Below are 26,296 nucleotides of genomic sequence, written 5' to 3'. Positions count from 1 at the left end.
TTTAGGAGAGTCTGCATGCCACTGCCACCCATCCCCACTCAAATTGCTGATCAAGTCAAACTGGGCCGCAAGGACACCCCCGATTTGAAGAAACGCCCTGCGCCAGCAAAACCAGTAGTGATGGAAACCTCCAACTGGACTCAAGATGCTGAAGAGGATTTATCTGCGGCCGAAGTGGCCCTCGAAAAAATTAAGGCCGATCATCGCCCTCTTCATAATCAGCGCAATGACATCAAAGCATCCGCACCTGCGAAACCTAAACGGGTAGTGCGTACGGGGCCTCCTAGCCTGTTCGTTCTCGATACAAACGTGTTGATGCATGATCCAAGCTCCTTATTCCGCTTCTCAGAGCATGACCTTTACTTACCAATGACTACTCTGGAAGAGCTGGATAACCACAAGAAGGGTATGACTGAGGTAGCGCGTAATGCCCGTACCGTCAGCAGATCGCTAGACCAGCTTATAGCTGGCACCAGCGGCACCTTGGATGATGGTATTCCACTTAATAAACTAGGCAATCAAGATGTCACTGGTCGCTTATTTTTCCAGACTAAATTAACTACACAAGCTTTGCCAGAGGGTCTACCTGAAGGAAAGGGTGACAACCTTATTTTGGCTGTTGTTAGCGAGCTGCAGAAGACTCGAAAAGGTCAAGAGGTGGTATTGGTATCCAAAGATATCAATATGCGCATCAAAGCACGCGCACTTGGTTTACCTGCTGAAGATTATTTCAATGACCAAGTATTAGAAGATCGCGATTTAATGTATGCCGGGGTTATGTCTTTGAGCGCGGACTTTTGGCCAAAACACGGCAAAGATATGGAAAGTTGGGCAGACTCAAAGTCTGGCACGATGTTCTACAGAGTGACAGGCCCTGCAGTCCAAAGCATGTTGGTAAATCAGTTTGTCTATCAAGAGAACCCTGATGGCTCAACACCCTTCTATGCACAGGTACGAGAAATCAACGGCAAAACTGCCCTCTTGCAAACCTTAAGAGATTTTTCTCACCAGAAAAACAATGTATGGAGTGTTACCGCCCGTAACCGTGAGCAAAACTTTGCTATGAATTTGCTCATGAACCCAGATGTCGATTTTGTGACGCTATTAGGTCAAGCTGGTACCGGTAAAACCTTGCTGGCCCTGGCTGCTGGACTTGAGCAAGTGCTCGACAGCAAGCGCTATAACGAAATCATCATCACGCGCGCCACAGTACCTGTCGGTGAAGATATTGGTTTCTTACCAGGTACCGAAGAAGAAAAGATGCAGCCTTGGATGGGTGCATTTGACGACAACCTTGAAGTGCTCCAACGCAATGATGATGGCGCAGGCGAATGGGGTCGCGCAGCGACTCAAGAATTAATCCGCTCACGCATCAAAGTGAAGAGTATGAACTTTATGCGTGGCAGAACTTTTGTGAGCAAGTTTGTGATCATCGATGAAGCGCAAAACTTAACACCTAAGCAAATGAAAACTCTGGTTACCCGTGCAGGCCCTGGAACCAAAATTGTTTGCCTAGGTAATATTGCCCAGATTGATACGCCTTATTTAACAGAAGGCTCTTCCGGCTTAACTTATGTAGTTGATCGCTTCAAAGGCTGGCGTCACGGTGGTCACGTGACTCTGGCTCGCGGGGAGCGTTCACGTCTAGCGGATCATGCAGCCGACGCACTCTAAGCAACTTTCCTCATGCCGCACTCTTCTAGGGTGCGGCATTTTTATTTGCAGCTTACTCATCCTAAGTGGATGTGGTACGTTCAGCGGAAAATCAGGATCATCTTCCAGAGTCGCGCAATTTAAGCAAGATACCAGTGTCGGTACCGAAGATATCTCGATTGCAGCTGTTGGCTTAGTAGGCGTGCCCTATCGTTATGGTGGCAATAACCCGAAAGCTGGGTTCGACTGCAGTGGCTTGATTGGCTATGTCTATCTCAAGTCAGCCAACATTAAACTACCCCGCACCATTCAAGATATGAGTACCAAAGGCAAAGGCATTGATGATCAAGCCCCTGCACCTGGTGATCTTGTGTTCTTCAACACCACCGGCGGGAAATACTCTCACGCTGGCATTTACGTGGGCCAGGGGCGTTTTGTGCATGCACCAAGTGCCGGAGGAACTGTCCGCCTAGAACAAATCGACAACCCCTATTGGGCATCTCGATTTACCGAAGCCAGAAGATTGGCGGCAAGCCCATAAATTCACCATAGAGACAATATCTTTGTCTTATTCTCAGAATATGATGGTCAAGCAGCAGGAAATCATTTACTTTGTAGTATGTAGTGACAATGTTGATTCCACACAATCAGGAGAAATCGCATGAAAAAGTTCATCATCGCCTTAAGTATTGCATTGAGTTTTTCCGCTTCCGCATTTGCAGCAACCCAAGCCGAGTGCGAAGCAAAAGCAGTAAGTAAAGATGGCAAACCAATTTATGGTGCCGCTAAAGAAGCTTCCATTAAGAAATGTATGGGGGGTGCACCTGTCGCTCCTGACTGCGCAGCTAAAGCAGTGAGCAAGGATGGTAAGCCCCTATATGGAGCAGCTAAAGATGCCTCCATTAAGAAGTGCGAAGCAGACGCTAAAAAATAAACTCTTTGCTGAAACACAAAAGCCTCGCATTGCGAGGCTTTTTTAATGGGCAGATGTTCAGCGAACTTTAGAAAGGTTCGTAACCACCAGATGAGTAGCCGATTGAGCCGACTGCTAAGTTATCAAACTTCGTATATGGACCTTGCCAGCTCAAGCGCACAGTTCCAATAGGACCGTTACGCTGTTTACCAATGATGATCTCAGCCATGCCTTTATCGGTAGTAGTATCTGGGTGATACACCTCATCACGATAAATAAACATAATCAAGTCAGCATCTTGCTCAATCGCTCCAGATTCACGTAGGTCAGACATGATGGGTCGTTTGTTTGGGCGTTGCTCTAAGCCACGATTTAACTGTGACAATGCAACTACTGGGCACTGCAATTCTTTTGCAAGTGATTTGAGCGAGCGAGAAATTTCAGAAATCTCCGTTGCACGATTCTCTGATCCAGAACCACTCATCAACTGCAGGTAATCAATCACAACCAAACCTAAGGTGCCGCCAAAGTTTCTGGCAATTCGACGTGCTCTGGCACGCAATTCCAAACTGGATAAGGAGCCTGTTTCATCAATCAGAATTTGAGTATTACTTAAACGGGCAATTGCATCCGTAACGCGTGGCCATTCGTCATCTTGCAACTTACCGGTACGCATACGACCTTGGTCTACGCGCCCAACTGAACCCAATAGACGCGCTGCCAATTGCTCGCCGGACATCTCCATAGAGAAGACCACAACTGGTAGTCCCTCAGCGAGAGCAACGTTCTCTGCAATATTCAGTGCAAATGCAGTGTTGTGCGTAACAACGTAGTCATTCGTTACATAGGTTCGCGAGGGGTGGCTAACAGAAATACATTGGGCTTGAGCAACTCTACTTGGCTCAATACTCTTGAAAGTAATTCTACGCTGACGATCCCAATTCGATCTTAATCTTTCACACTTCTCAGGCAGAGTGAAAGCCATAAATCCTGGGCCAAAGCTCATATTTAAAACATAGGCTAATCGACCCTGCTTGCGCTCACCCTTATAGGTGTAGTTGGTCTGCTTATGCGCCACTGAGCAAAAACCTCCCAACGATCTAGCCAAGGATGCAACGTCTTCAGACAATTGCTTGCTTGCCGTACAAAAACGAATCGATCCCCACTTTTCAATCCAACCATCGGTATCCATTAGGCCTTGAAACAATGCAAGGCGAGAGGCCTTATTCGCTTCAAGATAAGTTGCGGGAATGTATTTATCAAAACTTCTGCAACCCAGAACTCCTAAATCTTTTAATGCAGTCCTAAAATAATTGTTTGGAACTGCTTGGCGTTCTCCATTGGCGGCAATTCTGGCTTTGGAAACCAGCCTCCAATCATACGCGTTAGCATGAACTAGCTCCATCTCATAGCTAGCAAGCAAATTCATACGTTCTACGAGCTCAGGCGACTTTGTTGAAAACATCACTGAACCATGAGATAAGGCCAAAGTTCCATCACCTAGCAATGCGCCTAATACCCATGGATGAATCGGCAACTCCTCAGAGTGGCCAAAGTCCCCTGAGACAGGATCAAACCATAGACGATTTTTATAACGCACACACGAAAGCATTTCAATTAGACGAGCGGTATTGATTACTCTGGGCGCATCCCAATCGCGATACATAACACGCCATAAGTGCTCATCACAGCATTCCGCCTCTCGTCCATCAGAGAAAGTGACTTTGTAAATTTGTTTGCTGCCTTGCGGGTAAATACCCGTGACCATGGAATGTTGACCATCCACTGAAGCAATCCGATCCCCAAAATGAAGATCGCCCATGAACTTCCAGCCATGAATTGTTTTAATTTTGGCGTCTAGTGGCTGAGCCTTACCCATTGAAGGCCTTCCAGCAACAATCACGAGGTCGCCTTTTTGCAAGCCACTAGTCTGTTTATCTAAATCAATAAAGCCAGTAGCAATACCAGTGATGTCACTGCCGCCTTGGCGGTTGTAGAGCTCGTCAATTCTGGCGACGACTGAACGTAGAAGCGGCTCAATTTCGAGATAGTCAGCCTTACGACTGCCCTCTTCACCAATTTGTAAAATGCGTGATTCAGCTTCATCCAAGAGTGTTCTCACTGAACGACCCTCTGGAATAAATGCAGAACTCACAATACTGTCAGACACCTCAATCAAGCGACGCAAGATACTGCGATCGCGAACGATGTCTGCATAACCTTTGATATTGGCAGCACTTGGAGTGCTTTGTGCCAAAGAGTTTAAATAATCAATACCAACCAGGTCACCTCCCTGCTCTGACTTCACTGCTTCATGAACAGTAATTACGTCAGCGGGTTGGTTGTCGCCTACTAAACGCTGAATGACCTTATAGATCAGAGCATGTTCAGGACGATAGAAATCTTTATCAGTTAACACTCCACCTAGGCGATCCCAGGCTGTGTTATCGATGAGTAGACCGCCGAGCAAAGATTGCTCGGCTTCTACAGAATGCGGCGGGACTTTTAAAGCCTGCACGACTGCATCCCCAGAACCCATCATGCCGGGATTCAGCGTAACGGAACGTGAACGGGATTCAGCCATGAGGCTAGTTTACAGATTTAAAACTTAAGCTTGCTCGCCAACTACACGAATAGTGATATCAGCCACTACATCGGTATGGACAGCTACCGCTACAGGGTGGTCACCAACCATTTTTAATGGGCCAGTAGGTAAGCGTACAGAAGCTTTTTCGATTACAAAGCCTTTTGCTTTCAAAGCGTCAGCGATGTCATGATTGGTTACAGAACCAAACAAGCGACCGTCAACACCTGCTTTTTGACCGATTTCGAGAACCAAGTCTTTGAGCTTTGCGCCAACAGCTTCAGCAGCAGCCAATTTCTCAGCGGCCAATTTCTCCAACTCAGCGCGACGTACTGCAAAGTCAGCGATAGCTGTTTCAGTTGCACGACGAGCTTTGCGTTGTGGGATTAGGAAATTACGAGCGTAACCGTCTTTAACGCGAACGATATCGCCGAGGTTGCCCAAGTTAATTACTTTTTCTAAAAGGATGATTTGCATTGAGGGCTCCTAATTATTTCTTATGTTGATCGGAGAATGGCAACAAAGCCAAGAAACGGGCACGCTTAATAGCAGTGTCTAACTGACGCTGATACTTTGCTTTTGTGCCTGTTAAGCGAGCAGGAGTGATCTTGGCGTTTTCGCCAATAAAGTCCTTCAATGTATCTACATCTTTGTAATCGATCTGTTCTACGCCAGCAACAGTGAAACGGCAATAACGTTTACGCTTGAACAATGGGTTCTGAGCTGGTTTCTTTTTGAAATCGGGTTTCTTTCCAAACGCCATGATGATTTCCTCTTTAATTTTTCAATTGAATATGGGTAATATGGAAAACAAGTCTTTGATTACGTAGGGTCTTGGGTGCTAAGAATCCTTCAAACACTGCTTGGGTTCCTAAGTCCATCTGCTCAATACCCTTTTGAATGGGTCCTATCGCAACGGCCTCAACACTCATCTGAATTTTCCTTGCCACTCCTACCTCGTTTGCTTGGCCGCTATGTTCTAGCTGGCAATGCATCACCGGTATTCCTGCAGGTGTAAATCGAATCGCGTCTTTAGATACCAAGATTGCAGTGAGGGTGAAATGATTCAACGCCGCTCCGCCACTCTGATACGTTTTCTAGTCTCTGTATTCCTCTTCAAATTTATAACTTAGGCTGTCGCTACAGGAGCGTCAGATTGAGCTGATTTGCGCGCTTCTTCACGTTGCACTTCTTTCATCATGATGGAAGGCTCTGTTTCAGCTTTCTTAGTCTTGATGATGAGGTGACGCAAAACAGCATCGTTAAATTTGAACGCATGCTCGAGCTCTTCCAGAGTTTTCTGGTCGCACTCAATGTTCATGCAAACGTAGTGGGCTTTAGCAAGTTTGTCGATCATGTAAGCCATCTGACGACGACCCCAATCTTCAATACGATGAATTTTGCCGCCAGCAGCTGCTAATGTAGCTTTGTAGCGATCGATCATCGCGGGCACTTGCTCGCTTTGGTCCGGATGGACGATAAAGACGATTTCATAATGACGCATCAAACACTCCTTAAGGATGAAGTCACCTGGGCGTCTTGCTAACTTCCGATGGTTTTAAAGTTAGCGCCAGTGTGACAAGGTAGTAACAAATTGTAGGTAAAACTTACAACACTTTTAAAGCCGCTTTTCAGCGCCTACCTGATAACAGGCAAGACCGCTATTCTAGCAAAAAAATCCTGCCAAGTCAGGGGTTTACCCACTATCTTTGCCAGTTTTTCAGCATTAAGAGCCAACTGGAGCGCGATTCTGGCTCTAGGGGCACTTAAAGCACCCGCTGCTAAGCAGCCGGCAAGGTCTTTTTCCGGAATATTGGGAAGAGTTGATCCTGACCCAGTTCTAGTGGTTCTGACTAAAGCAATACCCTTGGAGGCGGCCTGCACAAGTGGAGCCTGCCATGCATCATGAAAACCCCCCATGCCACTGCCCGCAAGCACCAAGCCTTGAACAGGGCTTTCCACCCAAAGGGATACCGTTTCAGGGCGAGCACCAGCGTGGCTGGTCAAAATCTCCACCCAAGGCCATTCAGTCTGCCTGGGAATCGGTAAATCTTCAGTCCAGGCAGACTGAACAGCCTTCACGCCCGATAACCACGATGGGTTAATCAAGCCAGCCGAACTGCTAGGGGCAGCTTGTAGTGACGCATTCAGTGCCGTTGGGTGGCGCTTTGCCAAATCCATTGCCATACAAGCTCTGCCATCCATAACTGCATAGATACCGCCAGGGCAATTATCTAAAGGGGTTGCAGCCCACTTGATGGCATCCAATAAGTTAGAGGGACCATCCGCCCCAGGGGCATTGCTGGGAAGCATTGCACCCGTCAAAATGACTCGCTTACCCACTTGATTGGCGTGCTGACCGCAAGTTAATTGCAAAAAGACGCCTGTCTCCTCGATGGTGTCGGTGCCATGGGTCACAACGATGCCCAAGACCGCTGGATTCTCCAGAGCAGCGCGGACAGCCTCTCCCAGAAGGCTGAGCAAGGACTCAGATAAATTGCGGCTATTGATGTTGGCCAATTGATGTGAGACCAGTTTGACGTTTTTGGGGATAGCGGATGCGATATGCGAGACCAAGGAATCCACGCCCACCTGCCCTGCGGCATATTCCAAAGGTTTATCTGGGGAATTAGCCAGCCCAGCAATAGTGCCACCCATTCCTAAGACCAGAATATGGGGTGATTTTTCAGATTGAATTGGGTTTGAGCTCATCTTTCCATTATCCCCCTGCCAAAAGGCCTTGAATTCTCAAATACTGCTGTATACAATCCCAGTATGGACATAAATACAGTCGATTTTCCTGAGGAGCTGACTGCCCTCCCTAAACTCACTCCACGTCAGAGCGAGATCTTAGAACTCATTTCAAAAGCGATTGATGAAAGTGGCTTGCCACCGACACGCGCAGAAATTGCTAATCAACTCGGATTTGCATCCGCCAATGCTGCCGAAGAACATTTGCGCGCGCTGGCAAAAAAGGGGTACATCGAACTCACGCCAGGAACTTCTCGCGGCATTCGCATTCCGCAACGCTTTAATCAAACGCATCACACAAATCAATATCGTCAGATGTCATTGCCATCAGGCGCACTTCAGCAACTCACGCTGCCATTAATTGGTCGTGTTGCTGCAGGCTCACCCATCATGGCGGTTGAACATATTGAAAAACAAGTTCCAATTGATCCAAGCTTATTTAGCAAGGGTGCTGATTACTTATTAAAAGTAAAAGGCATGAGCATGCGCGATGCAGGAATCTTGGATGGTGATTATTTAGCGGTCAGAAAAACAACTGAAGTTCGCAATGGCGATATCGTAGTTGCTCGTCTCGATGATGAAGTCACTGTGAAACGTTGGCAACAAAAGAAAACTGCCAATGGTATGGTCATTGAACTGCAAGCAGAAAATCCAGACTTCAAAAATATTGTGGTCGATAGCCGCCAACCGAACTTTGCCATTGAAGGCCAGGCCGTTGGGCTCATTAGGGCTGAAGGACTGTAAAGCCTCTGCACTAAAGAAAAAGACCTCTTTTGAGGTCTTTTTTTATTTCTGCAAACTTAACTAAATATTAATAACGCTTATTTTTTAGGGGCCACGACATTCGCATTCTTAGGTGATGCCGTAATGGTGATCAATGTTTTAGGTCCAGTAAAAGAACCATCATTTAATTCCACAGTAGAAGTGCGATCACCTTTAGTGAAAACAAGAATACTGGTCTTGGCTTTAATAGCGCTTACTGTAGTCCAGCCTGCCTTAGGATATTCCGCTTGGAAAAAAGCATAAATATCGGTTGAATTTTGCACGCCAGATAAAACCGCTCTACCAACCCAGTTATCTCCGCGTCCAATAATTAAAGAATCCGCACTCAGAATTTTTGAACCTGCTGGTAATGGCATGTCACCTAAGAGTTGCGCCTGAACCTCTTGAGCCTCACTTGAAGCGTTTGATGAATCGCCAGACGATGCACATGCAAGCAACATCAATGAAAGCATTGTTGCTGTGATGATGCCTCTGGAAAAAATAGGGAAATTCATAATCTGATTACCTAGTAATTTAATAAAACCATTTTAGGGAAAGCCCCCAAATCGTCAAGGCAAATTACTGGAGGCGCGTGAGGGAATCGAACCCCCGTACGAAGCTTTGCAGGCTCCTGCCTAACCACTCGGCCAACGCGCCATATACCTAAATCAAAAATGGGAAGCTTTTGAGGGCTTCCCATCGAACTTGGAGCGGGAAAGGAGGTTCGAACTCCCGACCTATACCTTGGCAAGGTATCGCTCTACCAGCTGAGCTATTCCCGCATAACAGGGCAGTAGTTTAACAAACAATCTGAAAGAAAGCATTATTCCGCTTGACGGTAAAGAAAGTGGCAATCCAAAAGAGGCTTAAACCTGATGTGGCTGGGGTTTATGAGAATTAATCAATTTTGCCTGCCAACTGCGGCAAAGCCTTTTTCATGTAATAGAACATGGACCACAAGGTTAAAAAGGAGGCAACCCAAATCAACCAAGTACCTACCCTTGCACAATCCAACCAACCAAACAAAGTGTCATTGAGCAATAAAAAAGGGATTGCAATCAGTTGGGTGGTTGTTTTTAACTTACCGACCATGTGGACCGCTACGCTCTTTCCGGCTCCAAGCAAAGCCATCCACTCCCTTAACGCAGAGATGGTGATTTCACGACCGATGATGATGAGGGCAACCCAAACTTGAACGCGATCCATATTGAGCAGGACCAAGAGTGCTGCCGCAACGATCAGCTTATCGGCTACTGGATCCAAGAACTGTCCGAAGGCAGATTCTTGTTTCATTTTCCTAGCTAAAAATCCATCCAACCAATCAGTCACAGCAGCAAAAATAAACAGGATGGTAGCTACTAGATTTTTCTCAAAAGGAGAAAGCCAGCTATTGGGAAGATAAAAGACTGCCACCAGCAACGGAATTGCTGCAACCCGCAACCAGGTTAGTGCGATTGGTAGATTGAATGGCATGGGTGAAGGATAAACCAATTAAGGCGTATATCGCCTAATGGAGCTGTCGATAGATTTGCTCTGCCAGGGTCAATGAAACCCCCTCAACACTAGCGATCTCTTCAATACTGGCATTAGCCACCCCTTTTAAACCACCAAAACGGGCCAATAACTTTTGTCGACGCTTGGCTCCAATGCCCTCAATCTCCTCAAGACGCGAAACCGTTCTGGCCTTGGCGCGCTTAGCTCGCATACCAGTGATGGCAAAGCGATGCGCTTCGTCACGAATCTGCGCCACTAGCAATAAGGCGGCACTATCAATACCGAGTTCTAGCGGAGGCCGACCATCGGCAAATATCAATGTCTCCAATCCAACCTTACGACCTTCACCTTTGGCAACGCCAACGATTAAGCCGATATCAATACCGAATTCTGAAAATACTTGTCGCGCCATTTCCACCTGGCCTTTTCCACCATCAATCAAGATGACTTGTGGAATTTTTTCTAATGGCAACTCCTGAAAGTTTGCATAACGTCTTTGCAATACTTGACGCATGGCTGCATAGTCATCGCCTGGCGTAATGTCGTTAATATTGAAACGTCGATACTCACCAGACTGCATGGCATTTTTTGTGTACACCACGCAAGATGCTTGCGTTGCTTCACCTGAGGTGTGGCTAATATCAAAACATTCGATTCGTAACTGCTCGAGACTCTCTAATTCCAATCCAAGAATATCGGCCAATGATCGCGCCCTCGCCAACTGTCCGCCTGTCTCAACTAAACGCTTGGTCAGCGCTAGCTTAGCATTGCCTTCTGCCATGGCAAGCCAATGACGGCGCTGCCCCTGGGGCTGATGTAAGAAAGTAATTTTTTTACCAGCCTGTGCATTCAATAAATCATGCAAATCTTCTGGTGGAGTCTCGCTCAGAGTGACACCATCATCGCTCGCCGACTGAAGCGCATGATTTAAAACCAATACGGGGGGAATGAGATTAGCGCTAGTCTGATAATCCGTTACATCATCTAAATAATGTTGCGCAATAAATGCCTCGAGTATTTCTGTCGGGGCTGGTAACTCACCCGAGCTAGAGCGCAGCCCTTTTGGGAAATACGCACGATCACCCAAGTGTCGGCCGCCACGTACCATCGCTAAATTAACACAAACCATGCCCTCCATTTGCGCTACTGCAATGATGTCTACATCTCCCTCACCTTCGGCAACTGTATCCATAGACTGTTGCTGTAAAACACTGGAAAGATCTGCAATACGGTCACGCAGGACAGCAGCCATTTCAAACTCCATTGCCTCACTATGGGCGTGCATCTCTTTTTCTAGCTCAGACAAGACCCGACTGTGATCACCTTCCAGGAAACGCGTTGCCTGCGCTACGTCTTGACCATACTGCTCAACACTTAAACGCCCCACACACGGAGCACTACAGCGATGAATTTGATGCAATAAACAAGGACGGCTACGGTTTTTAAATACCGAATCCTCACAAGTCCTCAAGCGAAATACCTTTTGTAGTATCTGGACACTATTGCGTACCGCCCAAGAATTTGGAAAGGGTCCGAAATAGTGATTTCGCTTATCCACCTTGCCGCGATAAGATGCCAATCGAGGAAACTGATGCCCGGTTAACATCACATAGGGATAGGACTTATCATCCCTAAATAGGATGTTGAATGGTGGAGCCAATTCTTTGATGAGATTATTTTCAAGAATGAGGGCTTCTGTCTCTGTCCGTGTTACTGTAGTTTCGTAACGGGCGATTTTGCCCACCATCAGTTCAATGCGCGGTGAGAGCTGAGTGCGTTGAAAATAACTAGACACCCGCTTTTTGAGATTGCGTGCTTTGCCTACATATAGAATCTGTCCCGCTTCATCAAAGAATCGATACACCCCCGGCAATCCGGGTAGCCGTTTAACGTCCTGCTGAAGGGTTTCAAAAAGCGAATTGCTCATGCGTTGGGATATTTTCTGCCAAATCGTAGATAACTATGGTGATGCTGGTATTTGCTGGCGCCTAGCCCGAAGCTTATCAAGCATTCATGGCCAAGAAGTCCGCATTTTTTGCGATGACTTGCCAACCCTTAATTTACTCGCTTCTGGAGTAGACCCTGCAATTAAGGCAAGAGTTGAGTTATTGCCATGGGAAGCAAGTTATGCCAACGCACGTCACCCAGTACAGGCGCCCGATGTAGTCATTGAAGCCTTTGGCTGCGACCTGCCTGAACGCTATCTTGCTGGCCTCTTCATTGCCGCTGAAAAGCCCATCATCATCAACCTAGAGTATCTGAGTGCTGAGCCCTGGATTATGGAGTTTCATGGCAAACCATCGCCACAATCACATGGCATCCCAAAGTATTTCTACTTTCCTGGTTTTCAAGATGAAGTGGGTGGCCTCCTGCTTGATCCCATACCGTTGGCTGGAGAGCTCACCGCTCAGAATATTCCAGAGGACCTGAAGTCGGCCTGGTCAATGCTTCGTCCTAATGCTAAACGTGTCAGTATTTTTTGCTACCCCGGTGCACCACTCAAAAAATGGCTAGATGACTTAGGTGCCCTTGATGAAAACTTTGACATCCTTCTCGCTCATGGCCATGCAGAATTACTCGATCTTGCTTTAGACAAACCAATATCCCTCCCGGAGAATATTCAGCTTCTCTCAATCCCTTTTGTTTCCCAAGATGAGTACGACTGGGTTCTCTCACAATGTGATTTCAATATCGTAAGAGGCGAGGATTCTTTTATCAGAGCACAGTTAGCCGGTAAGCCATTTATATGGCATATATACCCTCAAGAAGATCGGGCACATGAAGTCAAATTAGCGGCCTTTTTAGATCTTTACTTGGAAAATACCAGCCAGGAACTCAGACTTAAAATCATCGCTGCCATGACCTGGGATATGCCTAGTAACTGGATTGACTCATTAGACGCTTGGAGCGGCCATGCCCTAGCCTGGCGCTCCCACTTGCTGGAAAAACAGCATGATGGTGGCTTAGCTGCCCGTCTATTGCGGTTTGTTGGCTGATCCACAGCATTAAAGGCTTATGGGCGGTTACAATCTTGTTTTTGATAAAAACCGCAGAAAAACAGCTCTGCACCCAGGAATAGCAAGATGAAAACAGCACAAGAACTCCGCGTTGGTAACGTAGTCATGATCGGCACTGATGCCATGGTCGTTTTGAAGGCCGAATATAGTCGCTCAGGCCGCAACTCTTCAGTTGTGAAAATGAAATTTAAGAATTTGTTAACTGGCGCACCGAACGAAGGTGTTTACAAAGCCGATGACAAATTTGATGTGGTGATCTTAGATAAGAAAGATTGCACCTATTCTTATTTCGCTGATCCGATGTATGTATTTATGGATACTGAATACAACCAGTATGAAGTGGAAGCGGAATTCATGGGTGATGCATTGAACTACTTAGAAGAAAGCATGCCATGTGAAGTCGTGTTCTACGAAGGTAAAGCACTCTCAGTAGCAATGCCTAACTCCTTGGTTCGTGAAATCATTTACACAGAGCCCGCTGTTAAAGGCGATACCAGCTCAGGTAAAGTATTGAAGAACGCTAAGCTAGCTACTGGCTATGAGTTGCAAGTTCCCCTCTTTTGCAACACTGGCGATAAAATCGAAATTGATACCCGCACTGGCGAATACCGCAGTCGCGCTAACTAATTTCTGAGTTACCCCAAAATGCCCGGTACGCCGGGCTTTTTTATTTCCGCTCTCAAGGTCATAATATCGCCATGGCCAATGAAATCACTCCAGAAATTAGACTTCTTAAAGTCGCTGATATCCCCCATCTCATAGACTGTGTCAGGCGCTGCTATGGAGATAGCTATCCCTTTCATGAAATGTACGACCCAGTCGCACTTCAAAAAATTGTCGATGACAAACTGATGCACTCCGTCGTTGCACAACATCCTGATGGCCATCTGATTGGTCATTGCGCACTGACTTTCGATAGTGCCAGCAATACAGCTCCTGAAGCTGGCAAGATGATTGTTGATCCTGACTTTCGCGGCCATCACATTGCCGAATCCATGGCGCAAAAAAGAATTGAGATTGCCAAGGAATTGGATTTAGTAGGATTTTGGACTGACTGTGTAACCAACCACCCGTACAGCCAAGATGAAATGATTTCCTTTGGCGCTCAAGAGACTGGGGTTTTATTGGGCGCGGCCCCTTCACGAGAAATGGCAGGTTTACAAAACTTTACTGATACCAGAATGTCATTCTTATCCTGTTATCTCTCCCTGAAAGAAAATAAAAATACTATTTATCTTCCCAAAAATCATGTGGATTTTGTGGGGGATTTAGCCAAGAAAATCAAAGTAGATAGAACGATTGCCGAATCTAGCGCATTGGGAAACGGCAAGCCAGAATACAGCGTAACCGTAAATCCCGCGACGCAAATGGCCAATATCAAAGTGCAGCATATTGGTGAAGACTTTGCATCCGCTATTGCTGCCGAGCTTACAAAGCTTGAATCGCAAAACCTAGCCTTTACGATGTTGAACCTCCCTATATCTCAAGAGGCAGCGGCTCTAGCATTTACTCAACTCGAGGATATGGGCTTCTTTTGGGGTGCTTGGCTTCCCAATTACACTGCGCAAGGGGATTTTCTACGACTTCAGAAGTTACACGAGTCCGTGAACGTTGATGAAATTATTTGCGCAAGAGCGCAAGGAGAAGACATTAAAAAATATGTCGTTTCTGAATGGCAACGAGTAAGTAAAAAATAATTTACTCACTGACGCCGCAGCACTTGCGCTGCAGTGCCTACGAAATCAAGTTAAATTGCTTCAGTAAACCTTTTGCATGCTGATACTGCGCCTCGCCTTGTAAATCATCCCAAGCCAACGCTGGTGACTTAGGTATCAAGCGATTTAAACGCTCTACTGACTCTGCTTGCTTTACTTTTGAAACCTTCAGTTTTGAGAGCAATTGATCGGCTAAGTCGGGACGATTGCAAATAAGCACCGCATCACAGCCCGCATCTAATGCCATCTCGGCACCTTTGACTACTGATCCCGCAACACTTGCGCCTTCCATGGATAGGTCATCACTAAAGATCACTCCCTCAAAGCCTAACTCTTGACGCAAAATGGAATGCAACCAAATCTTCGAAAAACCTGCTGGATTTTTATCCACCTTTGGGTAAATCACATGCGCTGGCATTACGGAAGCCAAACTTAAATCTAGCCATTCATAAGGCTTCGCATCATCATTGAGAATTTCTGCCAAAGAACGCTCATCCACGGGAATAGCTACATGAGAATCTGCCTCAGCCCAGCCATGACCCGGAAAGTGCTTTCCACAGTTCGCCATATCAGCCATACGTAGGCCTTCACTTAAGCTCTTTGCCAAAGCAAATACGATTTGGGGATCTCGACTAAAGGAGCGATCGCCAATGACGCCACTGCGACCAAAATCTAAATCCAGCACCGGAGTAAAGCTAAAGTCGACTCCACAGGCTCGTAATTCAGTAGCCAGAACATAGCCGCAGGCAGTGGCAGCGGCCATTGCCAAGGCTGCAGATTCTGCTGCGTGAGTAGATTTATTTTTAGAGCCCCATAACTCACCTAATTTACGCATTGCCGGAAGATGCGTAAAGCCATCTGTCTTGGCGCGCTGCACTCGACCACCTTCGTGATCAATAGAAATTAAGACATTAGGTCGTAAATTTTTAATCTCTGCCGTTAATTTGGTTAACTGCTTGCGATTCGCAAAATTTCTGCCAAATAAAATGACTCCGCCAGTCAAGGGATGCAAGATACGCCGACGATCCTCTACATTCAACTCCTGGCCAACGACATCTAAGGTTACTGGGCCTGGGTTCATGGTGGATTTACTCATCGCTTCCTCTTTTTTACTTTGGCTATTTATTTTTTAGATTTACTTCTGCACGACGATGACATGGGCAATAGCCATATCCTGTTCATCGCTGACAGTGACCTGCGCTTCCCAATTTTTCTCCTGCATAAACTGGGCTAGAGCGCCAAGGTATGAGGTGAATGGCTTACCGCTGGGCTCATTCAGGGTTTGCAATGAACGCCAGGTCATTGGCATTCTCATACCAAGACCAATTGCTTTTGAGAAAGCCTCTTTAGCAGCAAAGCGGGTAGCTAAGAAAGCCATGCCGCGCTGATGATTTCTGGCAAGTCGATGTTTGAATACCAACATCTCATCGGGGCCTAATACTTTTTCAGCAATGCGACCTTGCGTACGATCATAAGCAGCTTGTAAGCGCTCAATCTGTAAGATGTCTGTGCCAATACCGATGATCATGTTTGTATTTAAATTCGTTGGTCTCTAATTTAGGCTTGCTTACGCCCCTGAACCATCAAAGACTTCATATCCAATATGGCTTTTTGCCAACCTTTGAATAATGCTTCCGCCACAATCGCGTGCCCTATGTTGAGTTCAGATAAATCAGCAATGGCTGCAATGGGGATGACATTACCCTCATGTAGACCATGTCCTGCATTCACCCTTAACCCAATACTAGCGCCATACTGAGCTGCCTTTTTGATGCGTTCCAACTCTTGCACCTGCTCTTTTCCACTGACATCAGCGTAGCGGCCAGTATGAAGCTCAATAACGCTAGCCCCAAGCTCTTTAGCAGCAGTGATTTGTTTTTCATCGGGATCAATAAACAAAGATACCCGAATACCCGCTTCTTGTAACTGCTGGATAGCAAGCTTCACAGCTTCATAGTGACCTAAAACATCCAAGCCGCCTTCAGTAGTTACTTCTTCGCGCTTCTCAGGAACAAGGCAAACATCATGAGGTTTTACTTGGCAAGCGATCTTAATCATCTCTGGAGTCACGGCACACTCCAGGTTCATGCGCGTTTTAATTAAAGGACGTAATGCCAGCAAATCCGCATCTTTAATATGACGGCGATCTTCACGCAAATGTAATGTAATTAAATCTGCGCCCGCTTCTTCTGCTAAACGTGCAGCTTTTAATGGGTCAGGGTAAGCCGTGCCCCGAGCGTTACGCAAAGTGGCAACGTGATCGATATTGATACCAAGTTCTAGGGCTTTGGGCGTTGTCATCTCTGTAGATTACTAGATTTTTTTGAGATCAATCAAAATTTGACGAGTAGTCAAAACCTGATCCTGAAGATGTAAGCCCAACAAGAAACGCATGAGTTGCTTACTCTCAGAAAGCGTATCTGCATCCGAAAAGTCTCCGGCAGCAATTGCTAAGAGCGATTTACCATTGAGGACCGGCCAATGGCCTGGGTCATCCACCTGAACTGGGCGTACGCCCCGCTCTGGTTGATAAACATATTGATCGCCTGCCACAGGTGCTGCGTTAGTCTCCACACAGCGATCTAAAGCGGCCGCATATCCGGTTTGTTGTAAGAGAGTGAGCTCAAACGGACGTAAAATTTCTTCTAGACCCTTGGACTCAAACTCAAGATTCGAGAGCGCATTGATTGTCTGAGAATAAGAATCGTAGAGTTTTTCGTATTCGTCCTCACGCGCCAAAAACTTGACCAATAACTCATTGAGATAAAAGCCGCAGAGCAAGGCATCGCCAACCAATGAAGGCGTGCCGCCAACCCACTCAGACTTGGTGAGCGTGCGTAACTCTGATTTGCCGCTCCAAGATACCAGTAGCGGTTGAAAGCGCTGTAATACCGGGCGTAATGTGGAATGTGGACGCTTGGCACCCTTAGCAATCAAAGCCATTCGGCCATGTTGTCGGGTAAAGACATCCAGAATTAAGCTGGTCTCTTTATAAGGGATGCTATGCAATACAAAAGCAGGTTCGTCAGCAACACGAATCGAGGCCATGGTTTTTATTCCAGACCTTGTGCCCGTAACTCAGCACGATCATCAGCCCAACCGCGCTTGACCTTCACCCAAGTCTCTAAAAAGACTTTGCCGTCGAATAACTTTTCCATATCAATTCGGGCATCAGTCGAGATCTTTTTCAAACGCTCACCCTTTTGACCAATAATCATGGCTTTATGACTATCGCGATCCACCAAAATGGTTGCAGCAATGCGGCGCATCTTGCCATCCATCTTGAACTGATCAATCACCACGGTGCTGGTGTAAGGCAACTCTTCACCAGTAAAGCGGAATACTTTCTCACGCAGAATTTCAGCAGCTAAGAAGCGCTCGCTGCGGTCAGTAACAGTATCCCCATCATAGACAGCTTCAGCCTCAGGCAGATAGCCCTCGAGAACATCGAGCAATCTTTCAATATCCCCAGGACTCTTAGCACTCATTGGCACAATTTCTGCGAATTCACACTTTTGATCTTCGTGGCTACCTAATTCACACCAAGGCTTTGACATTTCCTTCATGAAGTTGAGTAAAGCTTGATCACGCTCTGATGGAGTCTGAAAACGGCTATTAAATAAATCTAGCTTATTTAGCACCAATACCACTGGCAAGTCATCTGGCAATAGCTTTAATACCTTCTTGTCATCCTCACCAAAATAACCAGCTTCCACAACAAAACAAGCCACGTTCACGTCTTGCAAGGCTGTAGTTACCGTACGGTTTAATGCCTTGTTTAAGGTATTCATTAAACGTGTCTGAAAACCCGGTGTATCAATGAAAATAAATTGCGCTTCTTCGCGATTCTGGATTCCCAAAATACGATGACGTGTCGTTTGTGCTTTACGAGAAGTAATGCTAATCTTCTGGCCGACCAAGGCATTTAAGAGTGTTGATTTACCCATATTAGGACGCCCAACAATGGCGATAGTGCCGCATCTAAACACGATTAGCCCTTCAGCTTAAGATTGAACTGCTCTTCGGTCACTTCTTTTTTGGCCGCCTTCTTTTTGGCGGACCGAGTCTTCTTGGGTTTACGAGACTCCTGTGGCAAAGCCTTTAACATCGCAATTAAAGCCAACTTTGCTGCCGCCTGCTCAGCAGCGCGACGGGAGGCCCCCTCACCTTTTACCGCTACCTTATGGCTGGGAATCAAGCACTCCACTTCAAACTGCTGGTTGTGTGCCGCTCCAGTAGTGCCCGTGACGTTGTAGGTCGGCAACGGCAATTGATAACCCTGCAAACACTCTTGTAATAGCGTTTTATCGTCCTTACCCAGTGTTTTAGGATCAACGTGCGCCAAGATAATCGAATACAGCTTGCGTAAACACGTCTTAGCAGCATCAAAGCCACCATCCATAAAGATAGCGCCAGTAACAGCCTCTAAGGTATCGGCCAAAATGGAGGGGCGACGAAAGCCGCCACTCTTCAGCTCGCCCTCGCCTAAGCGCAAGTAATCTGATAAAGATAAAGTTTGGGCGATTTCGTATAAAGCTTGTTGCTTGACTAAATTCGCGCGTACCCTGGAGAGATCACCCTCATCTAAATCCGAATAGCGCTCGTAAAGCATTTCAGCAACAACGCAATTCAAAATAGAATCACCTAAAAACTCGAGTCGTTCATTGTTCTTTTTGCTGTGACTGCGATGCGTGAGCGCTTGATTTAAGAGCTCGGGCTTTTTAAAGCTATAGCCAAGACGCTCTTGAAGGGGTGCAGTGTCAATGACGGCGCGTGCACACATAATGTTTACTCAAAGCCCCCAATGCGGCCGAGATTGCCTAGGTTTAGCCAAACAAAGAAGGCCTTACCTACGAGGTTTTTATCAGGTACAAATCCCCAGTAACGTGAATCTGCACTGTTATCGCGGTTATCACCCATAGCAAAGTAATGACCTGCAGGTACTTTGCAAGTTAAACCCGATTGCTGATACTGACAAAATTCAGAGCCAGGGAAACGCTCGGTTGGGAATACTCCCGCTGGACGATCAGGATCGTTCAGAATGTCGTGGCGGTTACCTCCTAAGTCAGCCGGGAATGTTTCGGTAAAGCGCTTGGCATAACGCATATTCTCAGGATCAAGATAGGGCTCACCACCGCTATATTGCAAAGGCTGACCATTAATTGTTAGGCGTTTGTCTTCATAAGAAATCACATCACCAGGAAGAGCAACCACACGCTTAATGTAATCAACCGATTCATCGCGTGGATAGCGGAATACCACCACATCACCACGCTTAGGCGAACCCAATTCAACAACCTTTTGATTAATCACTGGCAAACGAATGCCATAGGTAAATTTATTCACCAGAATAAAGTCGCCAATCTGCAAAGTTGGAATCATCGAACCAGAGGGAATCTTGAAAGGCTCAACCAGGAAGGAGCGCAATACAAATACCGCACAAATGACCGGGAAAAAACCTGCTGTGTACTCGAGCCAGAGTGGCATGCGATCAATACCAGCCAATTTTCTTTGTGGCGCAAAGTACAACCTGTCAGCAACCCAAGCAATGCCAGAGACAATCACCAAGATAAAGAGAATAAGCGCAAAGTTCATTAATCTTCCACCTGCAAAATAGCCAAGAAGGCCTCCTGTGGAATCTCCACGTTACCCACTTGCTTCATACGCTTCTTACCTTCTTTTTGCTTCTCTAATAACTTACGTTTACGAGAGATATCTCCGCCGTAACATTTAGCTAAAACGTTTTTACGTAATGCTTTGACGTTCTCACGTGCGACGATATTGCTACCAATCGCCGCCTGAATCGCCACATCAAACATCTGGCGCGGAATAATGCCGCGCATCTTGGCAACCACTTCGCGCCCGCGATGTTGACTGTTACTTCTGTGAACAATTACTGAGAGAGCATCTACCCGCTCACTATTAATCAGGATATCGACCTTAACCACATCTGCAGGACGGTATTCTTTGAACTCATAATCCATGGAGGCATAGCCGCGTGAGATCGATTTCATTTTGTCAAAGAAATCCAAAACAATCTCTGCCATCGGCAACTCATAAGTGAGCTTGACCTGGCGACCTAGGTAATTCATGTCCATCTGGATACCGCGCTTACCAACGCACAGGGTAATGATTGCGCCCACGTATTCTTGGGGCATATACAAATTGACCGTCACGATAGGCTCAAGAATCGTATTGATCTTGCTGGCCTCTGGCATCTTCGAAGGATTGTCTACTGAAATAATCGTTCCATCAGATTGCTCAACCTGGTACACCACCGTTGGAGCGGTAGTGATGAGATTCATACCGTACTGACGCTCCAAGCGCTCTTGCACAATTTCCATGTGCAGCAAACCTAGGAAACCGCAACGGAATCCAAAGCCAAGAGCCTGTGATACCTCGGGCTCATACAAGAGTGAAGCGTCGTTTAACTGCAGCTTCTCTAAAGATTCACGCAACTGATCGTACTCACTCGCTTCTACCGGATACAAACCAGCAAAGACTTGCGGTTTAACCTCTTTAAAGCCAGGCAGTGGTTCAGTAGCAGGTACTCGCCCTTGCTGCCCAGGAGAATGGGTCACTGTGTCGCCAACTTTGGCAGCTTTTAATTCTTTAATACCCGCAATCACAAAGCCTACTTGACCGGCAGATAAATCCGGACGATCAACTGATTTTGGACTAAATACACCAACGTGTTCAACCAAATGGCTTGAACCATTGGCCATCAAGGTAATTTTTTCTTTTGGCTTGAGCGTGCCATTGACAACGCGCACTAACATCACTACGCCGACGTAGTTATCAAACCATGAATCAATAATCAAGGCTTGCAATGGGTCGCTGGCATTGCCTGTTGGTGGAGGAACCCTAGCAATCATTTCCTCGATTACATCCTGAACACCCAGACCAGTTTTAGCTGAACACGTGACTGCTTCAGAAGCATCAATACCGATCACATCTTCAATTTCTTTTTTAGCGCGCTCAGGATCTGCTTGTGGCAGATCAATCTTATTTAATACCGGAACAACTTCAACACCCAACTCAAGGGCCATATAACAGTTAGCAACCGTTTGTGCTTCAACACCTTGACTTGCATCCACCACTAGCAATGCGCCTTCGCATGCTGATAAGGAGCGACTGACTTCATAAGAGAAGTCGACATGTCCTGGGGTATCAATCAGATTGAGGTTGTAAATATTGCCGTCTTTAGCTTTGTAACTTAAGGCAGCAGTTTGCGCTTTAATCGTAATACCGCGTTCACGCTCAATATCCATGGAATCGAGAACTTGAGCTTCCATTTCACGATCAGAGAGACCACCGCAGAGCTGAATAATGCGATCGGCGAGCGTTGATTTGCCGTGATCGATGTGGGCGATGATAGAAAAATTGCGGATTAAATCCATAGCGTCTTATTAGGTCATTCAAAAAACGCCTTGTCAGAACGCACCACGATGATGCGCTGCAAAAAGTCGTCTTAAAGGGATTGTAATGGGTGGCGCTGTTTTAGCGCCGAACCCCATTTTTAGGCCTAAATTGGCCTTATTTTGGTCTTACTGGGATGACTAGAGTGCTATCTGCCCGGCGAATAAAGACCGGTACAGCCTTATTGGCATCCAAGCCCTTCACCAGGGTCTCAAACTGCTTAACGCCCGTAATATCAGCATCCCCAATACGAATAATGACATCTCCAGGCCGAATACCCGCCCTAGCTAAAGCGCCATCGCCAAGACCGGTAACTTCAATACCCCCTTTGACACTGAGCTCTTTCTTTTTAGCATCGGATAACTCTGTCACGGCTACGCCCAGGACATTAGAGCCGGCTCCATTGGTGGTCGGCGCATCTGCCTTTTTGGCTGCCGCTTGATTTGATTCGCTATCGCCAACAGTCACTGACAGATCTCGAGTAGCGCCCTTACGCCAAACTTGCACAGTAGCGCTGGTACCTGGCTTCATCTCCCCAACCAAACGAGGCAGATCCGTTGACTTGGTAATATCACGGCCATTAAAGCTCAAGATAACATCGCCAGATTCAATTCCACCAATAGCAGCTGGGCCACCTGGATCAACGTTACGCACATATGCGCCACGCGGCTTACCAAGACCCAAACTCTCCGCAACTTCTTTGGTCATCTCACCTAGAGCAACCCCAATACGACCACGCGTCATTTTTCCATTGGTACGTAATTGATCAGCAACTCGCATTGCCTCATCAATTGGAATAGCAAACGAGATTCCCATATAACCACCAGAGCGGCTAAAAATTTGGGAGTTAATGCCAATCACTTGACCAGCAGTATTCAGAAGTGGACCGCCTGAGTTTCCAGGGTTCACTGCAACGTCCGTCTGAATAAAAGGAAGGTAGTCACCGGTATCACGACTCTTGGCAGAAACAATCCCTGCAGTCACGGTGTTCTCAAGGCCAAAAGGCGAGCCAATAGCCAGAACCCACTCACCCACTCTCACGCGTGATGAATCACCTAAAGGCAACTTTGGCAAATCGCGGGCTTCAATTTTCACTACTGCCACATCAGTGCGTTTATCCATTCCCAAGAGTTTGGCTTTGAATTCGCGCTTATCAGTCAGCGTGACATAAATCGTTGTCGCACCTTCGACCACGTGTGCATTAGTCAAAATCAAACCATTCGATTCGATAATGAAACCCGAACCAACGCCCCGATCTGCTTCTTGTGGTTTGCCGGGGTTAGGTTGCGCTTGCTTTGGTGCATTAGGCGCGCTCGGGATAGGCACCCCAAAGAAGCGGCGGAAAAATTCTGCTTGATCTTCAGGCATTCCCGGAATACCGCCTTGAGTCTGTTGAACGGCGACTTTTTCAGTCGTTCGAATATTGACTACTGCGGGACTAGCTCTTTCGACCAAGTCTGCAAAATCAGGAATGGTGACTCTGGGAGCTTGCGCAGAGGCAACCGGAATAAATGAAAGCTGACCCAGGCTCAAAATAGCCAAGAGCGCAATAAAGTACTTTTTCATAATGCTAGGCCTACTTGGTAAAAACCAAAAAAGTGGAGATAAAGAGAATATTAGGTCAACTTGCCAAAAATCAAGGTGCCGTTAGTACCACCAAAGCCAAAGTTGTTTTTAACCGCATGGTCAATCTTCACGTCCCGGGCAGTATTGGCGCAGTAGTCCAAGTCGCATTCTGGGTCTTGATTGAAGATATTGATGGTTGGTGGGGATTTCTGGTTATGTAGCGCCAGAATAGTGAAAACAGATTCCAAGCCGCCCGCACCACCCAAAAGGTGACCGGTCATCGACTTGGTGGAGTTAATTAAGGCCTTTTTAGCGTGATCGCCCAAAGCTGCCTTGATAGCCTCGGTTTCATTCTTGTCGCCCAAAGGTGTAGAAGTGCCATGGGCATTTAAGTACTGAATTTGATCTGGATTTAAGTGCGCATCGCGCATGGCATTAACCATACAACGACGTGGACCATCCATATTCGGCGCCGTCATGTGATACGCATCACCACTCATACCAAAGCCTAGCAATTCACAATAAATTTTTGCGCCACGGGCTTTAGCATGCTCATACTCTTCGAGCACAACAACACCAGCACCCTCACCCAGAACAAAACCATCGCGGTCTTTATCCCAAGGACGTGATGCTGTTGCTGGATCATCATTACGTGTTGAGAGCGCTCTAGCGGATGCAAAGCCACCAACACCTAATGCAGAAATAGTTGACTCAGCACCGCCAGCAACCATGACATCTGCGTCACCGTACTGAATTAAACGTGCAGCCAAACCGATGCTGTGTAGGCCGGTTGTACAAGCAGTCACCGCAGCAACGTTTGGACCTTTGAGTCCAAACAAAATACTGAGATGGCCAGAGATCATATTAATGATCGAGCCTGGGACAAAGAAAGGTGAGATGCGACGAGGGCCGCGAGCTAACAGCTCAGCGCCGGTTTCCTCAATCATTGGCAAGCCACCGATACCGGAACCCACCATCACACCAACTCGCTCGGCGTTTTGCTCAGTAATCTCTAAACCACTGTCACGAATCGCTTGCGTACCAGCAGCAATGCCGTAATGGATAAAAGTATCCATATGGCGCGCTTCTTTGGCAGAAACATATTCTTCGACATTGAAATCTTTCACCTCTCCAGCAAAATGAACGCTAAGCGGAGTGTGGTCAAACTTAGTGATAGTAGCGATGCCTGATTTGCCCGCAAGCAAATTAGACCAAGCTACATCAACTGAGTTACCAACAGGTGAGATGAGGCCAAGGCCGGTGACCACTACCCGGCGTCGGCCATTTGATGCTGACACAGTAATACCTAGGCTAGGGAATTAACCCTGAGCTTTTGATTTAGCGAAATCGATTGCGAGCTGAACGGTAGTGATCTTTTCAGCTTCCTCATCAGGAATTTCAATGCCGAATTCATCCTCCAAAGCCATTACAAGCTCAACAGTGTCAAGAGAGTCAGCGCCCAGGTCGTTCACGAAAGAAGATTCATTCTTGATATCTCCTTCTGCGACGCCCAATTGCTCAGCGACGATTTTCTTAACGCGTTGTTCGATGTTGTCCATTAATTTCCCCAGGGGTTGTAAAAAACGATGGAAGGATTTTATCAGTTTGGCGGATCGAATTAGTAAATTCGCCTAAAAATGACCAAATCCTTGCTTTGCCGTTAGGCTAAATATAGTCCGCCATTGACGTGTAGGGTATTACCCGTAATGTATCCAGCTGCCGGAGAGGCCAAAAAAGCCACTGCCTGAGCCACATCCTCAGGACTGCCAAGGCGAGCCAAAGGAATGTTCACTTTTAGTGCATTTTGCTGCTCTTCACTCAAAGCACGAGTCATATCAGTATCAATAAAGCCTGGTGCAACGCAATTCACGGTGATATTACGGCTACCAATTTCGCGTGCCAAAGCACGTGTCATCCCAGAAACGCCTGCTTTTGCAGCAGCGTAGTTTGCTTGGCCAGCGTTACCCATATGGCCAACGATGGAGGTGATGTTAATAATGCGACCAGCGCGCGCCTTCATCATTGGGCGCAAAACCGCTTGTGACAAACGAAATACTGAACTTAAGTTGGTATCGATCACATCGGTCCACTCGTCACCCTTCATCCGCATTGCTAAGTTATCGCGAGTAATGCCGGCATTGTTTACCAAAATATTGATGCCGTCAAAATCCTTCACGATCAGATCGATGATGTTTTCACAAGCATTGGGTTCAGTAACATTCAATACCAAACCACGACCGCCTGAAGCTTTCAAACGATCATCAATAGCCTTAGCACCATCAGCAGACGTTGCAGTACCAATCACTTTGGCTCCAGATTTCACCAGCTCATCTGCAATTGCTTGGCCAATACCGCGCGAGGCGCCGGTTACTAAGGCAATTTGTCCGCTTAAGTCGAGATTCATATTTGTCTTTCGCTCTTT

At 46.7% G+C, this 26,296-nt stretch carries 28 protein-coding genes and 2 tRNA genes; 7 read left to right on the top strand and 23 right to left on the bottom strand.

Features of this window, described 5'->3' with window-relative positions; translation table 11 throughout:
• The first annotated feature begins 15 nt into the window (after positions 1-15).
• The 3 genes from ICN47_RS05035 to ICN47_RS05025 all read left to right on the top strand — a co-directional run bounded on the left by ICN47_RS05035 (position 16) and on the right by ICN47_RS05025 (position 2,587).
• The gene (locus ICN47_RS05035; RefSeq protein ID WP_216218800.1) at positions 16-1,674 is read left to right on the top strand and encodes a PhoH family protein; all 1,659 of its coding nucleotides are present in this window, start codon (positions 16-18) and stop codon (positions 1,672-1,674) included.
• Complete coding sequence (locus ICN47_RS05030) at positions 1,655-2,194, top strand: C40 family peptidase (RefSeq protein ID WP_216218799.1); 540 nt, start codon at positions 1,655-1,657, stop codon at positions 2,192-2,194. Before ICN47_RS05035 ends, ICN47_RS05030 begins: the two co-directional genes overlap by 20 nt.
• 120 nt (positions 2,195-2,314) lie before the next feature.
• Positions 2,315-2,587, top strand: coding sequence for a hypothetical protein (locus ICN47_RS05025; protein WP_216218798.1), 273 nt, complete (start codon positions 2,315-2,317; stop codon positions 2,585-2,587).
• Between the two features lie 67 nt (positions 2,588-2,654).
• On the opposite strand, the gene dnaB is transcribed toward ICN47_RS05025, so the two are convergent.
• The 6 genes from dnaB to ICN47_RS04995 all read right to left on the bottom strand — a co-directional run bounded on the left by dnaB (position 2,655) and on the right by ICN47_RS04995 (position 7,862).
• The gene (dnaB, locus tag ICN47_RS05020; protein ID WP_370626268.1) at positions 2,655-5,105 is read right to left on the bottom strand and encodes a replicative DNA helicase; all 2,451 of its coding nucleotides are present in this window, start codon (positions 5,103-5,105) and stop codon (positions 2,655-2,657) included.
• Positions 5,106-5,174: 69 nt separating this feature from the next.
• Positions 5,175-5,627 (bottom strand): 50S ribosomal protein L9, encoded by a 453-nt coding sequence (rplI, locus tag ICN47_RS05015; protein ID WP_216218797.1) that lies wholly within the window; start codon positions 5,625-5,627, stop codon positions 5,175-5,177.
• A gap of 13 nt (positions 5,628-5,640) precedes the next feature.
• Positions 5,641-5,913: a 30S ribosomal protein S18 gene (gene rpsR, locus ICN47_RS05010; protein WP_076022861.1), complete on the bottom strand. Its 273-nt coding sequence runs from the start codon at positions 5,911-5,913 to the stop codon at positions 5,641-5,643.
• A gap of 13 nt (positions 5,914-5,926) precedes the next feature.
• The gene (gene priB, locus ICN47_RS05005; RefSeq protein WP_216218796.1) at positions 5,927-6,220 is read right to left on the bottom strand and encodes a primosomal replication protein N; all 294 of its coding nucleotides are present in this window, start codon (positions 6,218-6,220) and stop codon (positions 5,927-5,929) included.
• Positions 6,221-6,279: 59 nt separating this feature from the next.
• Complete coding sequence (rpsF, locus tag ICN47_RS05000) at positions 6,280-6,654, bottom strand: 30S ribosomal protein S6 (RefSeq protein WP_216218795.1); 375 nt, start codon at positions 6,652-6,654, stop codon at positions 6,280-6,282.
• A gap of 134 nt (positions 6,655-6,788) precedes the next feature.
• A complete protein-coding gene (locus tag ICN47_RS04995; protein ID WP_216218794.1) occupies positions 6,789-7,862 on the bottom strand; it encodes an asparaginase in 1,074 nt (357 codons plus the stop codon).
• 63 nt (positions 7,863-7,925) lie between these two features.
• On the opposite strand from ICN47_RS04995, the gene lexA reads away from it, so the two are divergent.
• The gene (gene lexA, locus ICN47_RS04990; RefSeq protein ID WP_216218793.1) at positions 7,926-8,645 is read left to right on the top strand and encodes a transcriptional repressor LexA; all 720 of its coding nucleotides are present in this window, start codon (positions 7,926-7,928) and stop codon (positions 8,643-8,645) included.
• Positions 8,646-8,722: 77 nt separating this feature from the next.
• Here the strand turns inward: lexA and ICN47_RS04985 are convergent, their stop codons facing one another.
• The 5 genes from ICN47_RS04985 to uvrC form a co-directional block, all read right to left on the bottom strand.
• Positions 8,723-9,178 (bottom strand): hypothetical protein, encoded by a 456-nt coding sequence (locus ICN47_RS04985; RefSeq protein WP_216218792.1) that lies wholly within the window; start codon positions 9,176-9,178, stop codon positions 8,723-8,725.
• 68 nt (positions 9,179-9,246) lie between these two features.
• Positions 9,247-9,320, bottom strand: a tRNA-Cys gene (locus ICN47_RS04980).
• Positions 9,321-9,369: 49 nt separating this feature from the next.
• A tRNA-Gly gene (locus ICN47_RS04975) sits at positions 9,370-9,445 on the bottom strand.
• Positions 9,446-9,560: 115 nt separating this feature from the next.
• The gene (pgsA, locus tag ICN47_RS04970; RefSeq protein WP_216218791.1) at positions 9,561-10,136 is read right to left on the bottom strand and encodes a CDP-diacylglycerol--glycerol-3-phosphate 3-phosphatidyltransferase; all 576 of its coding nucleotides are present in this window, start codon (positions 10,134-10,136) and stop codon (positions 9,561-9,563) included.
• Between the two features lie 34 nt (positions 10,137-10,170).
• Positions 10,171-12,084: an excinuclease ABC subunit UvrC gene (gene uvrC, locus ICN47_RS04965; protein WP_216218790.1), complete on the bottom strand. Its 1,914-nt coding sequence runs from the start codon at positions 12,082-12,084 to the stop codon at positions 10,171-10,173.
• On the opposite strand from uvrC, the gene earP reads away from it, so the two are divergent.
• The 3 genes from earP (at position 12,083) to ICN47_RS04950 (ending at position 14,871) form a co-directional block, all read left to right on the top strand.
• Positions 12,083-13,153, top strand: coding sequence for an elongation factor P maturation arginine rhamnosyltransferase EarP (earP, locus tag ICN47_RS04960; protein WP_216218789.1), 1,071 nt, complete (start codon positions 12,083-12,085; stop codon positions 13,151-13,153). The two genes, uvrC and earP, sit on opposite strands and share 2 nt — an antisense overlap.
• Before the next feature lie 87 nt (positions 13,154-13,240).
• Positions 13,241-13,801, top strand: a complete 561-nt coding sequence (gene efp / locus ICN47_RS04955; RefSeq protein WP_216165596.1) for an elongation factor P — start codon at positions 13,241-13,243, stop codon at positions 13,799-13,801.
• 71 nt (positions 13,802-13,872) lie between these two features.
• Positions 13,873-14,871 carry a GNAT family N-acetyltransferase gene (locus tag ICN47_RS04950; RefSeq protein ID WP_216218788.1) on the top strand — a complete coding sequence of 333 codons (999 nt, stop codon included), beginning with the start codon at positions 13,873-13,875 and terminating at the stop codon, positions 14,869-14,871.
• 37 nt (positions 14,872-14,908) lie between these two features.
• Here ICN47_RS04950 and nagZ read toward each other — a convergent pair whose 3' ends face one another.
• The 12 genes from nagZ to fabG all read right to left on the bottom strand — a co-directional run bounded on the left by nagZ (position 14,909) and on the right by fabG (position 26,278).
• The gene (nagZ, locus tag ICN47_RS04945; RefSeq protein WP_216218787.1) at positions 14,909-15,985 is read right to left on the bottom strand and encodes a beta-N-acetylhexosaminidase; all 1,077 of its coding nucleotides are present in this window, start codon (positions 15,983-15,985) and stop codon (positions 14,909-14,911) included.
• 39 nt (positions 15,986-16,024) lie between these two features.
• The gene (gene acpS, locus ICN47_RS04940) at positions 16,025-16,417 is read right to left on the bottom strand and encodes a holo-ACP synthase (protein ID WP_216218786.1); all 393 of its coding nucleotides are present in this window, start codon (positions 16,415-16,417) and stop codon (positions 16,025-16,027) included.
• Between the two features lie 29 nt (positions 16,418-16,446).
• Positions 16,447-17,190 carry a pyridoxine 5'-phosphate synthase gene (gene pdxJ, locus ICN47_RS04935; protein WP_216218785.1) on the bottom strand — a complete coding sequence of 248 codons (744 nt, stop codon included), beginning with the start codon at positions 17,188-17,190 and terminating at the stop codon, positions 16,447-16,449.
• Positions 17,191-17,202: 12 nt separating this feature from the next.
• On the bottom strand, positions 17,203-17,937 hold the full coding sequence (recO, locus tag ICN47_RS04930; protein ID WP_216218784.1) for a DNA repair protein RecO: 735 nt from the start codon (positions 17,935-17,937) through the stop codon (positions 17,203-17,205).
• A gap of 5 nt (positions 17,938-17,942) precedes the next feature.
• The gene (gene era / locus ICN47_RS04925; protein ID WP_216862619.1) at positions 17,943-18,836 is read right to left on the bottom strand and encodes a GTPase Era; all 894 of its coding nucleotides are present in this window, start codon (positions 18,834-18,836) and stop codon (positions 17,943-17,945) included.
• A 44-nt stretch (positions 18,837-18,880) separates the two neighbouring features.
• A complete protein-coding gene (rnc, locus tag ICN47_RS04920) occupies positions 18,881-19,672 on the bottom strand; it encodes a ribonuclease III (protein ID WP_216218782.1) in 792 nt (263 codons plus the stop codon).
• Positions 19,673-19,677: 5 nt separating this feature from the next.
• Positions 19,678-20,484, bottom strand: a complete 807-nt coding sequence (gene lepB / locus ICN47_RS04915; RefSeq protein ID WP_216218781.1) for a signal peptidase I — start codon at positions 20,482-20,484, stop codon at positions 19,678-19,680.
• Positions 20,484-22,289 carry a translation elongation factor 4 gene (lepA, locus tag ICN47_RS04910; protein WP_216218780.1) on the bottom strand — a complete coding sequence of 602 codons (1,806 nt, stop codon included), beginning with the start codon at positions 22,287-22,289 and terminating at the stop codon, positions 20,484-20,486. The genes lepB and lepA overlap by 1 nt, the downstream gene beginning before the upstream one ends.
• A gap of 136 nt (positions 22,290-22,425) precedes the next feature.
• The gene (locus tag ICN47_RS04905) at positions 22,426-23,874 is read right to left on the bottom strand and encodes a DegQ family serine endoprotease (RefSeq protein WP_216218779.1); all 1,449 of its coding nucleotides are present in this window, start codon (positions 23,872-23,874) and stop codon (positions 22,426-22,428) included.
• A 50-nt stretch (positions 23,875-23,924) separates the two neighbouring features.
• Positions 23,925-25,172 carry a beta-ketoacyl-ACP synthase II gene (gene fabF / locus ICN47_RS04900; protein ID WP_216218778.1) on the bottom strand — a complete coding sequence of 416 codons (1,248 nt, stop codon included), beginning with the start codon at positions 25,170-25,172 and terminating at the stop codon, positions 23,925-23,927.
• A 21-nt stretch (positions 25,173-25,193) separates the two neighbouring features.
• Complete coding sequence (gene acpP, locus ICN47_RS04895) at positions 25,194-25,433, bottom strand: acyl carrier protein (protein WP_028819177.1); 240 nt, start codon at positions 25,431-25,433, stop codon at positions 25,194-25,196.
• 101 nt (positions 25,434-25,534) lie between these two features.
• The gene (gene fabG, locus ICN47_RS04890) at positions 25,535-26,278 is read right to left on the bottom strand and encodes a 3-oxoacyl-ACP reductase FabG (RefSeq protein ID WP_216218777.1); all 744 of its coding nucleotides are present in this window, start codon (positions 26,276-26,278) and stop codon (positions 25,535-25,537) included.
• Positions 26,279-26,296 lie beyond the last annotated feature (18 nt).

The organism is Polynucleobacter sp. AP-Latsch-80-C2, from assembly GCF_018882185.1.
In the GTDB taxonomy this organism is placed as follows: Bacteria; Pseudomonadota; Gammaproteobacteria; order Burkholderiales; family Burkholderiaceae; genus Polynucleobacter.
Note: the sequence above shows the minus strand (reverse complement) of the source record. Positions and strands in the feature narration are given on the sequence as shown.

Bases quoted from the DNA above. Each gene is read 5' to 3' on its own strand.
- ICN47_RS04950 (WP_216218788.1), top strand. From the start codon at position 13,873: ATGGCCAATGAAATCACTCCAGAAATTAGACTTCTTAAAGTCGCTGAT.
- rpsR (WP_076022861.1), bottom strand. From the start codon at position 5,913: ATGGCGTTTGGAAAGAAACCCGATTTCAAAAAGAAACCAGCTCAGAAC.
- pdxJ (WP_216218785.1), bottom strand. From the start codon at position 17,190: ATGACAACGCCCAAAGCCCTAGAACTTGGTATCAATATCGATCACGTT.
- dnaB (WP_370626268.1), bottom strand. From the start codon at position 5,105: ATGGGTTCTGGGGATGCAGTCGTGCAGGCTTTAAAAGTCCCGCCGCAT.
- uvrC (WP_216218790.1), bottom strand. From the start codon at position 12,084: ATGAGCAATTCGCTTTTTGAAACCCTTCAGCAGGACGTTAAACGGCTA.
- ICN47_RS05035 (WP_216218800.1), top strand. From the start codon at position 16: ATGCCACTGCCACCCATCCCCACTCAAATTGCTGATCAAGTCAAACTG.
- rpsF (WP_216218795.1), bottom strand. From the start codon at position 6,654: ATGCGTCATTATGAAATCGTCTTTATCGTCCATCCGGACCAAAGCGAG.
- earP (WP_216218789.1), top strand. From the start codon at position 12,083: ATGCGTTGGGATATTTTCTGCCAAATCGTAGATAACTATGGTGATGCT.
- ICN47_RS04905 (WP_216218779.1), bottom strand. From the start codon at position 23,874: ATGAAAAAGTACTTTATTGCGCTCTTGGCTATTTTGAGCCTGGGTCAG.
- ICN47_RS05030 (WP_216218799.1), top strand. From the start codon at position 1,655: ATGCAGCCGACGCACTCTAAGCAACTTTCCTCATGCCGCACTCTTCTA.
- fabG (WP_216218777.1), bottom strand. From the start codon at position 26,278: ATGAATCTCGACTTAAGCGGACAAATTGCCTTAGTAACCGGCGCCTCG.
- rplI (WP_216218797.1), bottom strand. From the start codon at position 5,627: ATGCAAATCATCCTTTTAGAAAAAGTAATTAACTTGGGCAACCTCGGC.
- acpP (WP_028819177.1), bottom strand. From the start codon at position 25,433: ATGGACAACATCGAACAACGCGTTAAGAAAATCGTCGCTGAGCAATTG.
- lepB (WP_216218781.1), bottom strand. From the start codon at position 20,484: ATGAACTTTGCGCTTATTCTCTTTATCTTGGTGATTGTCTCTGGCATT.
- pgsA (WP_216218791.1), bottom strand. From the start codon at position 10,136: ATGCCATTCAATCTACCAATCGCACTAACCTGGTTGCGGGTTGCAGCA.
- lexA (WP_216218793.1), top strand. From the start codon at position 7,926: ATGGACATAAATACAGTCGATTTTCCTGAGGAGCTGACTGCCCTCCCT.
- ICN47_RS05025 (WP_216218798.1), top strand. From the start codon at position 2,315: ATGAAAAAGTTCATCATCGCCTTAAGTATTGCATTGAGTTTTTCCGCT.
- efp (WP_216165596.1), top strand. From the start codon at position 13,241: ATGAAAACAGCACAAGAACTCCGCGTTGGTAACGTAGTCATGATCGGC.
- recO (WP_216218784.1), bottom strand. From the start codon at position 17,937: ATGGCCTCGATTCGTGTTGCTGACGAACCTGCTTTTGTATTGCATAGC.
- ICN47_RS04995 (WP_216218794.1), bottom strand. From the start codon at position 7,862: ATGAGCTCAAACCCAATTCAATCTGAAAAATCACCCCATATTCTGGTC.
- rnc (WP_216218782.1), bottom strand. From the start codon at position 19,672: ATGTGTGCACGCGCCGTCATTGACACTGCACCCCTTCAAGAGCGTCTT.
- era (WP_216862619.1), bottom strand. From the start codon at position 18,836: ATGGGTAAATCAACACTCTTAAATGCCTTGGTCGGCCAGAAGATTAGC.
- nagZ (WP_216218787.1), bottom strand. From the start codon at position 15,985: ATGAGTAAATCCACCATGAACCCAGGCCCAGTAACCTTAGATGTCGTT.
- lepA (WP_216218780.1), bottom strand. From the start codon at position 22,289: ATGGATTTAATCCGCAATTTTTCTATCATCGCCCACATCGATCACGGC.
- acpS (WP_216218786.1), bottom strand. From the start codon at position 16,417: ATGATCATCGGTATTGGCACAGACATCTTACAGATTGAGCGCTTACAA.
- ICN47_RS04985 (WP_216218792.1), bottom strand. From the start codon at position 9,178: ATGAATTTCCCTATTTTTTCCAGAGGCATCATCACAGCAACAATGCTT.